Here is a 12,643-nt window from a genome sequence, read left to right as displayed (position 1 = left end):
CGTTAAGCGATGCTGGTGCTGACGAAGTGCCGCTTCCGTTCGCGGAAGCGGCACTTCCTTTACCAGCCGGGCGGGAGCGCGCGCCGAGGTCAGCCGGCTGGTAGAAGAGGGGGGCGCGGCACCGGCTCAGTCGCATCTCGCGCCGTTCGGCCGTTCTGCGCGTCTTTTCTCGCGTTGCGCACTGGTCGCTCTACGCGTTCGCTGGCGGTGCTTGCGTCCCTCCTGCGCCGGATCGCCTTGCGCGTCCCGCGCGGGCCGGCCCTAGATGTCGATCGTCAGGCCGTCGGCGGCGGGCTTCACGCGGCCGCCGTACTGCTGCAGGTACTCCTCCAGCTCGGCGAGCGTGACGGGCTCGTCGTAGTGCATGGCCAGGTGCGTGAGGTAGAGCGTCTTGGCGCCCAGCTCCAGGCCTTCCTCGATGCACTCCTGCACGCTGTGGTGCGCGTCGGGCGACCAGTTCCGCTTCCAGAACGTGGCGTCCATGGCCATGACGTCCACGTCGCGCACGCGCTCGGCCGTCTCGGGTGGCAGCTTCCCGGTGTCCGACGCGTAGAACAGACGCGTTTCGGGTGTCTCTATGAGGTAGCCGTACGTGCCCGGTGCATGCGTCACGGGCAGCGCCGTGTAGCGCACGCCGTCGAGCTCCAGCTCGTCGAAGGGGGCGAGCTCGCGCATGTCCAGGCAGTACGTCATGTAGTGGAACTCGATGCCCGCCCCCTCGAGGGCCGCAGCGCTGCCATAGGTGGGCAGCGGGGCCTTGCGCACGAGCTGCACCAGGTACTCCAGCTCGCCGAGGCCCCCCAGGTGGTCGAAGTGCGCGTGCGTGTACAAGAGCTCGTCCACGCGGCGCACGTCCTCGCGCAGCAGCTGGTGGCGCAGGTCGGGGGGCGTGTCGATGAGCACGTTCCTGCCGGGCGAGCCGTCGGCGTTCGTGCCGCGTACCAGGGCGCCGCAGTCGCCGCGCCGTGCGCGCGGGTCGCGCCGCGCCTCGTTGCAGGCGGGGCAGTCGCAGAAGAAGGCGGGCACGCCGCATCCGGCGGCCGTCCCCATGAACGTGAACGTGTGCTTTCCGTGCTCCATCGCGGTCTCCTCGGTGGTCGATGCCGTGTCTTTTCTCCCATGATAGCGCTTTTCGCAGGAGCGGGTTGCGAAACTCCCGACCGAAGAAGTCATCGTCTTTCCGCCCGATCGTGCTACTATAGGCACCATTCGATCCGAGGCGGGGCGTCCGAGAGGGGCCCGCATCCTCGGTAGGCGGTTTCCGACGGGGGAAGAGGCTGTCATGCGGCAAGGCTTACCGGCAGATCATCGACATGCCCGGGGCGCTCGCGTGCCGGATGGGGCGGAGGCGGCTTCGTGAACGTCGACCAGAGGCCCGATCTCGGCCTGCAACAGCACCTCCACCTCACCACCGAGCTCAAGCAGGGCATCGCCATCCTGCGCATGTCGGCGCAGGAGCTCTCCGAGTACGCGCGGAAGTGCGTGGAGGAGAACCCGTTCTTCGACGATGACGATTGGGTCGAGCCGCGCCACCCCCTCGCGCCCGAACGGTACTCCCAGGACGTGAGCGCCGATGCGCTCTTCGAGAAGCGCGGCCACGGCAGCCCGGAGACGTTCGATGCCGAGCGCAGCGACCTGTCCCAGCGCTCGTTCTCGTTCGACCGCTTCCTGACCGAGGGCGACACGCTCGACGAGCACCTGCTGGAGCAGCTGCGCCTGCAGGCCGACGGCCCGCGCGCGAAGGCTATCGGGGAGTACCTCATCGGCAACATCGACGGCAACGGCTACCTGCGCATCGCCGTGGACCAGGCGGCGGCCTCCCTCGGCGTGTCCGAACAGGAGGTGTCCCAGGTCCTCGCGCTCGTCCAGCAGTTCGAGCCCACGGGCGTGGCCGCGCGCAACCTGGCCGAGTGCCTGCTCTTGCAGCTGGGGAAGGCCGGCAAGCTCACCCCGCTGCTCGAGCGCCTCATAAAAAGCCATCTCGCCGAATTCGAGACGCGGACCCCCGCCGCCATCGCGCGCGACATGGGCATCTCGCTCGCCCAGCTGGGCGAGGCGCTCGAAGTCATCCGCACGTGCAACCCCCGTCCTGCGAGCCAGTTCGGCCGCCCATCGCGCCCCATCTGGCCCGAAGTGGTGGTCACGGCGGTTGACGACGGGACGTACGAGGTCAGCCTGCAGGACTTCTACCTGCCGCACCTGAAGATCAACCCCACGTACCGGGCCATGGCATCCAACGTGAAGGAGCACGAGACCGAGACGTACCTGAGCGAGAAGCTCAAGGAGGCCGAGAGCCTCATCGACGGCATCAACTTCCGCCATGCCACGCTCTACAAGGTGGCGTGCTGCATGGTGCAGATGCAGGTGGAGTTCTTCGAGAAGGGCTACGACTGCCTGCGCCCCCTCACCATGGCCCAGGTGGCCGAGGCCACGGGCGTGTCCGAGTCCACGGTGAGCCGCGTGTCGAACGGCAACTACATGCAGACGCCCCGCGGCGTGTTCGAGCTGCGGTTCTTCTTCCATTCTTCGGCCTACCAGGGCACCGACCGCGTGGTGTCGTCCATCAGCGTGAAGCACCGCATAGGCGAGCTCGTGGATTGCGAGGACCCGTCGAACCCGTTGAGCGACCAGGCCATCTCCGAGGCGCTTGAGCGCGAGGGCGTGTCCGTGTCCCGCCGCACGGTGAACAAGTACCGCGAGGAGCTGGGCATCCCGGCCCGCGCCGCGCGCCGCCGCAGCTGATCGCGACAGCGAGACAGTAGTCCCGTCTCGCTGTCTCACCGAGGGAAGCACTGATTAATGGCGCTTCCCTAGCGTCCGCCGATTTAGTCCATGACTCAATCGGTCATGTTAAAAAAGGGGCCGTGTGCAAATGCCGCAAACCTGGTGCAACCAAGAAGAGCATGGTTGCGTTGATCAGCGTTTCCCTCGGTGCGCCTCGTCTTATTTCTAAACAAATTCTCATGCGTTCTCATATTGTGACGCTCGCTCGGCGCGCCTGTCTGCGGCTTTTGCGTGCGCGCAACCTCGTGACCTGCCGGTATTTCCCGAGAGAAAGTGGCACGGTTCTTGCATCGATGATTACGAGGCGTCTTTGGTTTGGGCTGAAAAGGGATCGGCCAAGTGAACGGGTGTGCAGCTTATCGGGGGGAAAGGTCGACGAGCTGTCATCCCTACGTGCAGAACGAGGCGATTGCGCGCGAGTTCGCGGCGTACTACGACCTGTTCAACAAGTACCGCGACGACTACCGCATCGACGAGATCCTTGCCGGGGGCGACGTTGCCGGTATAATCGAGCGGGCGACCGAGGCGGAGTTCGACGAGCGCCTGTCGCTCGTGGGGCTTCTGCTGGACGCCGTGTGCGGCGACATGGCCGACATCGTGGCCGAGACCGACGTGCTCGTGGCGCTGCGCGACGACCTGCGGGGCCTGAAGCCCGCCGCGGAGGAGGGGGGCGACGTGCGCGGCCTTCTGGACGAGCTGGAGCGGACCCGGACCTCGCAGCTGGAGCTGGGCGTGGCGGCAGGCAACCTCTCGAAGGGCCGCCGCGCGACGGCGGAGGCCGAGCTGGACGTGCTCGTGGCGCTGCGGCAGGCGGTCGACGGCGCCGCGCCAGAGGACGCCTTCGCGCTCGCGTCGCAGGCGTTCGCCGCCAGGGCGGCGGCGCTGCAGGAGCGCGCGGCCGGCGTGGAGCAGCGGCTCGCCCGTGCGTTCGCCTTCGTGGAGGCTTCGTTCGGGGACGCGCAGGAGATGGTGGTGTTCACGACGGAGCTCACGTCGCGCACCAGCTCGGCGCGCTACATCGCCCAGTACGGCAGCCAGTCCTACTTCGCGCACAACCAGGACATGATCCTGTCGGACCGCCAGCGCGAGCTGCGCCGGCGCGTGGAAGACCTCGACGTGTAGAAGCAAGCCAGGTAGAAGCAAGCGAAACGCAAGCAACCTAAAAGGAGAAGAGAACATGAAGAAGTACACGCTCACCTCGTACGATCCGGTCGAACTCGACCTGCCGAAGCCCCAGGTGCCCGCGAGCCTCGTGGACGCCCAGATAGAGAAGCTGCTCGAGCCGATGGCCGAGTACCACGAGATTGCCGAAGAGCGCGGCGTGGCCATGGGCGACCACGTGGTGGTGACCACGGTGGACGCGCGCCTGGACGGCAACCCGGCCTCCAACTTCGTGCTGGAGCACTCGCTGTACCACGTGGGCGGCGGCGAGATGCCCCGCACGTTCGACGAGGAGCTGGTGGGCATGGTGCCGGGCGAGACGAAGGACGCCGAGGCGAAGATCAAGCTGCCGCTGGCGAAGGACGGCGACGCCTCCCGCCTGACCATGCAGGTGACGGTGGAGAAGATCTTAAGCTGCCGTACGCCGGAGCTCACCGACGCGTTCGTGGCCGAGCACTTCGAGCCCGCCAAGACGGTGGCCGAGTTCCGCGAGGGCGTGGCCAAGCAGTTCGGCCTGCCCGACATGGCCAAGAACGACGCCCAGTTCCCCGACCTCGTGCTGGACGAGCTGGCGAAGCGCCTGGTGGAAGATCCTGACCCGGCCGACCTGCTGCCGGGCCAGCCCCTGGACGCGCTGCGCATCACGTGCGCCATCGACGCGCTCGCCGACCACCTGGACATCGAGCTCTCCGACGCCGACATCACGGCGCAGATGCCCGGCAACGATGCCGAGCAGCGCGAGAAGATCCGCCAGCAGCTGGAAGACCAGGGGCTGGGCGACGAGGCCCGGGTGTTCGCGCGCCGCGAGGCCGCGCTCTCGTGGCTGGTGAACAACTCGCGCGTGTCGTACAAGTAGCGGCGCGGTCAGGGACGGAGGCTTGGGCATGGGCGCGGAGAAAGCGATCGATCCGGAGGCGCTGCGGGCGTACTACGGGCAGCTTCCCAACGAGTACGGGTTCGCGAGCCAGTGCAAGATGACGCTTCTGGGCGATATCAAGGGCAAGCGCGTGCTGGACATCGACTGCCGGCGGGGCAAGGGCGTCATCAAGCTGTCGGACTACGTGGGGCCGCGCGGCCATGTGGTGGGGGTGGACCCGACGCCCGAGTGGATAGAGATCGCCCGCTCCTACCAGGACGACGCGTGGCGCCGCAACGGGCTGCCCGAGAACAACATGGAGTACCTGGTGGCCTATCCGGAGGACCTCGCCGCCGCCGGGCTCGCGGACGGCTCGTTCGACCTGGTGTTCGCCAACAGCAGCGTCAACGTGGACTTCTGCCCCGAGGCGGTGTTCCGCGAGGCGTTCCGCGTGCTGCGCCCCGGCGGGGTGCTGGTGTACGACGGCGTGGTGGCGGCCGGGGAGCGCGACGCGGCCACGGTGGCCCGCGCGCGGGAGCTCGGCAACGCCGTGCAGGCCGCGCCCGCCCGCGAGGAGTTCGAGGCCATGATGGCGCGCATCGGCTTTGCGCGGCCGGACTACTACGAGGAGTCCGACGTCCGCCCCGAGACGGGCTACAAGGGCGGGTTCGAGGTGCCGGTGGCCGAGACGGGCGAGGACGTGCGCTTCGTGAAGACCACGGCGCGCATCGACAAGCCGCGCCGTTAGGCGCGCGGGGACCGGGCGCGCAGGACGCCCGGGCAAGGAGAAGGAACGCTGCCGCGCGCTCGTGCGCCGGCGGCTCGAAGGAGGAGGACCAATGCAGTACGAGGAACTGAAGGCGCAGGTAGAGGCGGTGCCTGCAGCGCAGGCGAAGGACTACCGGGAACTTTTGGCCCTGGCTAGCATCGCGGGCGGGGTGTGGCCCCGGCCCAAGGGGCATCTGGAGGCGGCGGAGGACTGCCGCGGGTTCTTCCAGGCGATCTACGACGACGAAGCCTGCCGGTTCGAGAACGCCTGGGCGTACTGGGCGAAGATGAACAAGGAGCCCTGGGCCGACCGCTTCGAGGCCGAGAAGGCCGTGCGCGGCGTGCGCCTGGAGAACAAGGGCATCTTCATCGAGGGCAACGGCAACGAGCTGCTCGTGCCGCTGCAGGGCCGCGGGCACGCGGCCAACGTCTACTGTTCGCCGAGAACAGCTTCAACGAGCACGCCGCCGAGTTCTACGGCGCCATCAACGGCTCGTTTACGTGCGTGGGGATGGAGCTGGAGGGCGCCTTCGATATCTACCGCGCGCACCGCGCCCTCATCTTCGAGCGCTGGGATGTCGGCAAGCTGCGCAGGCGCGCCAACGGCAAGGGCCAGGTCCGCACCGGCTGCGACTGCTCGGCCACCTGGTAGCCCGCTTCCGTCCCGCGGCCGACGCTGTCGGCCGCGGGACGGGGAGGCGTGGCCGTGCGCGACCGTGCCGCAGATGGAAGGGCAAGGATGGGCGTGGCAGTGAGCGGAGCGGCCTGCGCGTGGAGGCCGCTGGAGGGGCGGGCGCGAGCCCGTCCCTCCGCTCGTTTCCTAGCGGGCTTCCGCCGCCTTCGGCTTGGGCTTCGACGCTGCCTTCTTCGGCCGTCCCGCCTTGGGCTTCTCGCGCAGGCGGGCGTCGACGCTGTAGCGCGTGATGAACGAGTCGCGCCCTTTGCGGAAGCCCATGAGCAGGCCGGACTTCAGCATTTGGGAGACGCGTGCGCGGGACACCCCGAGAAGCTCCGCCGCCTCGGATGCCGTCACGGCGGGGACGGTGTCGAGGCTCGCCTCCACGGCTACGAGCAGGATGCGACCGTCCTCATGCGTCGGCTCGTGGCCAAATGTTGCCTCGGGGATATCCCTGCCGTCCATGAGGCGAAACTCTATTTCGAGCTTGAGCCAGTCAGCCGCCATAGCCGAGACTTCAGCCAAGTCGGCCCCTTGGGTTCCTCCGTCGAAGTCGAACGGAAAGGCGAGTAGCCAACCGTCCTGCCCCTTGAAAACTTCGAATTCGTAGACATGCAGCATGGATCAATTCCTTCCATTTTCGAACCAGGCTAGCGTTTTCCCTCGATGCCCGCTTGCTTCCTGATCGCCCTCGCCATGTTTTCGTCGATTTCCCTGTGCCGTGGGATCGATGTCGTGAATCCCGGTTTCTTGAAGATATCGTGGCTCGCCCCGCCGTAGTTTTTCAGCCCTTGGGCTTCGACTTCCTTGACAAGGTCGCGTCTCTTGACCATGGTCGTCCTTCCTAAAAATTATAAACTATAATTAAGAATTAATCAAGTGCGAAAGGGGAGGGAGGCGGGCGTTGCTCCGTATCGGTTTCGCGGGGTCGTGTGTCCCCAGCGCCCGTCGCCCTGCGCCAGGCGCGCCTACGGGCGCTGGCGGCGTAGGGCGAACGCGGCGGCGAGCGTGGCGCTGACCACGGCGGCGAGCGCGGTGCAGCGGGGCGCGCGGGCGAGGGCGTCGCCCGTCTCGGCGAGCGGGGCCGGGGGTGCTTCTTCGGCGGGCCCGTTGCCTGCTTGCGGCTCCTCGGGGGCGCTGGCCAGCTCGTTCACCACCTCGTAGTAGTAGGTGCGGGCGTTGCCCTCGACGGCGACGGCGAAGGGCTCGGCGGTGCGGTAGCCCGGCGGGGTGGTGGCGGGGTCCTCGCGGACCTCGTAGAGGCCGTAGGGCAGTGCGCCGTCGAGGCCTTCGGGGCGGAGCCCCTCGGTGGAGGCCCGGCCGTCCTCGCCGGTGACAAGGCGGGCCGCCACCTCGCCCGTTGAGAGGTGCACGATATCGAACGCCACGCCGGCGAGCGGGATCTGGGGCGTCGCGCCTGCCGCGTCCGCCGAAGCGCCGTTGGCGCCGCCACCGCCCGCGTTGTCCGCAGCGCCGTCCCCGCCCGTGCCTGCGCCGAGCTTGAGCAGCGCCACGTCGCCGCGCACCACCTGCTCGGCCACGGTGGGGACGCGGTACACGGCGGCGTTCGGCTCATCGGGGGAGGGCTCGACCGCACGCACGAGGGTCGGCGGGTCGGGCAGCAGGTAGCCGGCGGGCGGCCGCACCTCGCGCACGACCACGGTGCCGAGCGGCAGGCCATGGGCTCCGCGCCCGTTCCCGGGCAGGTCGCCCGCGCCCGCGGTCGCGCGTCCCTGCTCGTCGGTGATGACGTCCCAGGTGCGCGCAGGCCGTGCGCCCGCCACGGCGATCTCCTCGAGCGAGGCGTAGCGCCCCGCGTAGTGCTCGACCGTGAACGCCGCGCCCGCCAGGCTCGCATCGCCAAGCGGTACGGGGACGCCCGTCTCGCGGTCCGCTTTCTGCACGAGGGCGTCGACAGGCGCGATCAGGGGCGCGTCCTCCACATGGACGGCCGGCACGGCGCCGGTGCGGCAGTCCTCCTGCGCGAGGTCGACCGGGTAGGTTCCCGGGTCGGGCAGGTAGCCCTCCGGCGCCGCCTTCTCGCGCACCCAGTAGCGCCCCGGCGCAAGGACGCGTTTCGAACGGGCGCGCCCCGAGGAGTCGGTGGTCAGCGAGAGCGCCTCGCGCGTGCACGCCTCGTCGGCGTACACGCCGTACGCCGCGCCGTCCAGGCGGTAGCAGGGGTTGCCGTCCGTGACCTCCGGCGCGGCGGAGCGCTTGAGCACCTCCACCGATCCGAAGGGGTATAGCTTGAACCCGCCGACGTTCTGAACGCCGTAGGGCGAGTAATGGTTCTCGTACATGCCGGCGCCCCGGCAGTTCACGGTGATCTGGAAGCCGCCGTCGTCCGCAGGCTCGCCGGTGAGCGGGTAGGTGCCCGGCAGCGGCGTGCCGTAGACGGAGCCCGAGATGCAGTAGCCGGTGGCCGTGATGCCGTACTCGGGGAACGTCACCTCGAACACGTTGCCGCCGTCCGGTCCGTCGATATGGGCGTTCGTGCAGGCCACGTAGCAGGTGCCCGAGATGCCCCCGAGGGCTTCGGCCGGCCGGGGAGCTGCCAGCGCCAACGCGAGGGCGAGGGCGCATGCGGCGAGCATCGCCGCGCCGCACGCGGCGGGCTTGCGGCGCCTGCGGCCCGAGGGGGAGAGGGGGCGCAGGCAGGGCGCTGCCTCGACAGCACCGTTTTCCTCATGAATGTGCGGCTGCGTGTGCGACGGGCCCATGTCGGCCCCCTTCCTCGTCGTTCGTGCCGGGTCTGTCCCGGCGCCTCCATCCTAGCGCCGTGACCTTGCACGCCGACCGTAATTCGACCGTCCGCAGGTCGCGCGGACCTTGCGCGTTTCCGACGTGGGAACCGTCCGGACCTTGCGCGTTTCCGCCGCCCGGACCGTCGGGTCCTTGCCCGCATCCAGCACCGGTCCAGCCCGTTTTCGCAGGAAGCCCTCCGGGCGGCACCCGGAAGCCGCCCGGAGGGCTTCCTGCCGGGTTCCCCCTCCCGCTCCTTTTGCGTGTTATTCGCCGCAAAAACACGCCGCTAGGGTGGCACATGCTCCTCTGCATAGCTATAATCAAATAGCCGATTCTATCTACTACTGGTTGGCATCGAACAACGGTCCTGGCCGCAAGGTGCTCGATGGCGGCCAGCAGTCGATAGAAGCGGTCGGAGGAGCTGTCAACGTCATTTCGCGCAGGGGGTGCGAACGTTTCACGCCAAGGCTCGCTCAGGGGGTGGCGAACCGCCGAACGGCGGAATGCCCAGACGAGCGGTCGGGGTGAAAATCGCGGTCCGATCAATTAATACTATCGGGCTTACCCGCTCGCGGAATTTAGAACTTCCGGTGTGATGTGGATGGAACGGGCGTTTTATACACTGGCGTGCATGATCCGCGCGAGTGAGAGCGTTCGGGCCAAGCGGAACTTCCGCGCATAATCATGCGAACGGCACGACAGGGTTCAACGGTAAGGTAAACGGACGAGAAGAAGAGGGGAAGGTAGATGGAGATTTCCAAGACGTCGACCGGTCTCAAGGGCCTTGTGAGCCCGGATACCGTGTCGACCGAGGTCGACATCCATCAAGACGGCGTCACGATGGTCAAGTCGCTCTGCTATTTCTGCCATGCTAACTGCGGCGTGCTCGCCTACGTTAAGGATGGCGACGTAATCAAGATCGAAGGCGATCCCGATTACTCGAACCAAGGCGGACTGTGCTGCCGCGGCACGAGCGCGCTGCTGCACGTCAACCACCCCGCCCGCATCAACCACGCGTTGAAGCGCGTGGGTGCCAAGGGCGAGGGCAAGTGGGAGAAGATCCCGTACGACCAGGCGATCCAGGAGGTTGCCGACCGCCTCAACCAGATCAAGGACGAGAGCGGCGCCGAGGCCGTGGCCTCTGCGGGCGGCACGACGCGCACCGACGACTGGGCGCGCCGCCGCTTCCTGAACCAGTTCGGCACGCCGAACGGCTTCCACAACGCGCTTCTGTGCTGGATCCCCACGTTCATGGCCGAGACCTGCGTGGCCGGCTGGTCGCCGTTCGAGACGGACCTCGCCGGCGCCAAGTGCCTCATCCTCTGGGGCATGAACCCCGGTGCCTCCACGCTGGGCGGCATGAACGGCTACACCGACCTGCAGAAGAACGGCCTGAAGATCGTGGTCGTGGACCCGCGCTACTCCGAGACGGCTTCCAAGGCCGACCTGTGGCTGCCGCTGCGTCCCGGCTCCGACGCCGCGCTCGCGCTGGCCATGCTGCACACCATCATCTACGAGGGCCTGGTCAACTGGGAGTTCGTGGGCGAGTGGTGCGACGGCTTCGAGGAGCTGCAGGAGCATGTGGCCGAGTACACGCCCGAGTGGGCTGCGCCCATCACGTGGCTCGAGCCCGACCAGATCCGTCAGGCCGCGCGCCTGTACGCCATGAACACGCCCGGCTGCATCCAGTGGGGCTGCACGTGGGACCAGATCGGCCGTGCCTCCACCACCGGCAGCCACGCCATCGCCCTCATGCGCGCCGTCTGCGGCAACCTCGACGTCCCCGGCGGCGACGGCATGCCGGGCCCCGCGCTCAACTACCTCACCGACGAGGAGATGGAGCTCAACGAGTGCCTGCCCGAGGAGCAGAAGGCCAAGCAGATCGGGTCCAACAAGTTCAAGCTGACCTCCTGGCCCGGCTACCAGATGATCTCCGACAACGCGAAGCGCACGTGGGGCAAGACGCTGCCCACCGAGTGGTTCTGCGAGGCCCACGGCCCGAGCGTGTTCAAGGCCATCATCACGGGCGACCCGTACCAGGTGCGCGCGCTCATCGTGAACGCCACGAACCCCATCAACTCCTACGGCGACGCGAAGATGACGCTGCAGGCGCTCAAGCAGTGCGAGTTCCTGGTGGTCGTGGACTACTGGATGACCCCGACGGCCCTGTTCGCGGACTACGTGTTCCCGGCGGCCGGCGCGCTGGAGCGTCCCACCATCGTCACGCACTACGGCGCCACCGACTCCATCATGGGCGGCCGCCGCGCCATCCAGCCCAAGTACGACCGCCACACGGACATGACGTTCTGGCGCAAGCTGGGCCTGGCCTGCGGCCAGGATCCTGCGAACTGGCCGTGGGAGACCGAGGAAGAGGCGTACTTCCACATCCTGGAGCCCCTGGGCCTGGGCGGCGTGGAGAGCTACAACGACTTCGTCGACTACTACCGCATGTACTATCCGCCGCTGCACCAGAACAAGTTCAAGGCCAACGGCTTCTGGACCCCCTCGGGCAAGGTCGAGTGCAACTCCACCATCCTGCGCGAGCTGGGCTACCCCGGCATGCCCACCTACATCGGCTGCATCGAGAACGAGATCGACACGCCGGAGATCGCGGAGGAGTACCCGATCGTGCTCACCACGGGCGGCGGCTTCATGCCGTACCACCACTCCGAGCACTTCCAGATGCAGGGCATCCGCTACCTGTATCCCGACCCGTACTTCTCCATCAACCCGGAGCTGGCCGAGAAGCTGAACATCGCCTACGGCGACTGGTGCTGGATCGAGACGCGCCGCGGCCGCATCAAGATGCGTGCCAACGTGGAGCCCGAGGTGCATCCCAACGTGGTGTTCGCGCCGCGCGGCTGGTGGTTCCCCGAGCGCGACGGCTCGGCCGACCTGGACAACCCGTTCGGCTGCCTCGAGTCCAACGTCAACGTGCTGACCTCGGTCGATGACGAGCACTGCGACCCCATGGGCGGCTCGTGGGCCAACCGCGGCCTCATGTGCAAGGTATACAAGTGCGGCGAGTACGACAAGGAGTACAAGAAGGAGGACACCCAGTTCTCCATCCCGGGCTCCTCGTCCGAGCCGGGCGTGACGGTCATGCCGAGCGACCAGAAGCTCGCCCGCGAGCCCATCCCGTTCGAGAAGCCCGAGCCGGCCGAGGCCGTGCCCGAGGGCTACGAGTGGGTGTGGCAGAGCAACACGCTGTACCAGAAGGGCACGCACTTCCGCCTGGACGAGTCGGGCTGGCTCATCAACCCGCGCACGAAGGGCTACCACGACGCCCACACCGGCTGGCGCTACGACGCGGCCAACGAGTGCCTCGTGGACGACGAGACCGGCAAGATGTACACCATGGAGCGCGAGGAGATCGTGTTCGCGGCGGGCGTGCGCTGCTATCCCGGCCAGGCCGCTCCTTACGAGGTGCCCGAGAACCTGACCTGGAACCAGGAGAAGGGCTATGCCACGCTGGGCGACAAGCCCTACGTGTACGACCCGAACAGCGGCTGGATGCTGGACCCCGACAACGGCGCCTTCCACGACGCCAACTACGGCTGGCTCTACGACGCCGCCACCGGCCATCTGGTCGACGAAGCCACGGGCAAGCACTACGACATGTCGTATGCTCCCGTCGAAGAATAGCCGCC

11 protein-coding genes are annotated in these 12,643 nt (G+C 67.7%); 6 read left to right on the top strand and 5 right to left on the bottom strand.

Going from position 1 to position 12,643, the window contains the following annotated elements; translation table 11 throughout:
- Nucleotides 1–261 precede the first annotated feature (261 nt).
- Nucleotides 262–1,080, bottom strand: coding sequence for an MBL fold metallo-hydrolase (locus C1877_RS13840; RefSeq protein WP_173014912.1), 819 nt, complete (start codon nucleotides 1,078–1,080; stop codon nucleotides 262–264).
- 276 nt (nucleotides 1,081–1,356) lie between these two features.
- On the opposite strand from C1877_RS13840, the gene rpoN reads away from it, so the two are divergent.
- From rpoN to C1877_RS13820, 4 genes are all read left to right on the top strand, one after another.
- Nucleotides 1,357–2,742 carry an RNA polymerase factor sigma-54 gene (rpoN, locus tag C1877_RS13835; RefSeq protein ID WP_041239383.1) on the top strand — a complete coding sequence of 462 codons (1,386 nt, stop codon included), beginning with the start codon at nucleotides 1,357–1,359 and terminating at the stop codon, nucleotides 2,740–2,742.
- 435 nt (nucleotides 2,743–3,177) lie between these two features.
- Nucleotides 3,178–3,906, top strand: a complete 729-nt coding sequence (locus C1877_RS13830; RefSeq protein WP_114569433.1) for a hypothetical protein — start codon at nucleotides 3,178–3,180, stop codon at nucleotides 3,904–3,906.
- 55 nt (nucleotides 3,907–3,961) lie between these two features.
- The gene (locus C1877_RS13825) at nucleotides 3,962–4,801 is read left to right on the top strand and encodes a trigger factor (RefSeq protein WP_015539690.1); all 840 of its coding nucleotides are present in this window, start codon (nucleotides 3,962–3,964) and stop codon (nucleotides 4,799–4,801) included.
- 28 nt (nucleotides 4,802–4,829) lie between these two features.
- Nucleotides 4,830–5,549, top strand: a complete 720-nt coding sequence (locus C1877_RS13820) for a methyltransferase domain-containing protein (RefSeq protein WP_015539689.1) — start codon at nucleotides 4,830–4,832, stop codon at nucleotides 5,547–5,549.
- 255 nt (nucleotides 5,550–5,804) lie between these two features.
- Here the strand turns inward: C1877_RS13820 and C1877_RS15375 are convergent, their stop codons facing one another.
- Nucleotides 5,805–5,954, bottom strand: a complete 150-nt coding sequence (locus C1877_RS15375; RefSeq protein WP_181813859.1) for a hypothetical protein — start codon at nucleotides 5,952–5,954, stop codon at nucleotides 5,805–5,807.
- A gap of 120 nt (nucleotides 5,955–6,074) precedes the next feature.
- On the opposite strand from C1877_RS15375, the gene C1877_RS15370 reads away from it, so the two are divergent.
- Entirely contained in the window at nucleotides 6,075–6,221 is a 147-nt protein-coding gene (locus C1877_RS15370) for a hypothetical protein (protein ID WP_181813858.1), read from the top strand.
- 168 nt (nucleotides 6,222–6,389) lie between these two features.
- Here C1877_RS15370 and C1877_RS13815 read toward each other — a convergent pair whose 3' ends face one another.
- From C1877_RS13815 to C1877_RS13805, 3 genes are all read right to left on the bottom strand, one after another.
- Complete coding sequence (locus C1877_RS13815; protein WP_114569432.1) at nucleotides 6,390–6,866, bottom strand: type II toxin-antitoxin system HicB family antitoxin; 477 nt, start codon at nucleotides 6,864–6,866, stop codon at nucleotides 6,390–6,392.
- 29 nt (nucleotides 6,867–6,895) lie between these two features.
- A complete protein-coding gene (locus C1877_RS13810) occupies nucleotides 6,896–7,078 on the bottom strand; it encodes a type II toxin-antitoxin system HicA family toxin (protein WP_015539686.1) in 183 nt (60 codons plus the stop codon).
- A gap of 135 nt (nucleotides 7,079–7,213) precedes the next feature.
- Nucleotides 7,214–8,968, bottom strand: coding sequence for an MSCRAMM family protein (locus C1877_RS13805; RefSeq protein WP_114569431.1), 1,755 nt, complete (start codon nucleotides 8,966–8,968; stop codon nucleotides 7,214–7,216).
- 772 nt (nucleotides 8,969–9,740) lie between these two features.
- On the opposite strand from C1877_RS13805, the gene C1877_RS13800 reads away from it, so the two are divergent.
- Entirely contained in the window at nucleotides 9,741–12,638 is a 2,898-nt protein-coding gene (locus C1877_RS13800; RefSeq protein ID WP_015539685.1) for a molybdopterin-dependent oxidoreductase, read from the top strand.
- Nucleotides 12,639–12,643 lie beyond the last annotated feature (5 nt).

It is taken from the genome of Gordonibacter pamelaeae (genome assembly GCF_003340385.1).
GTDB classification, from domain to species: Bacteria; Actinomycetota; Coriobacteriia; order Coriobacteriales; family Eggerthellaceae; genus Gordonibacter; species Gordonibacter pamelaeae.
The sequence above is the reverse complement of the archived record's forward strand: the minus strand, read 5'-3'. Positions and strand labels throughout refer to the sequence as shown.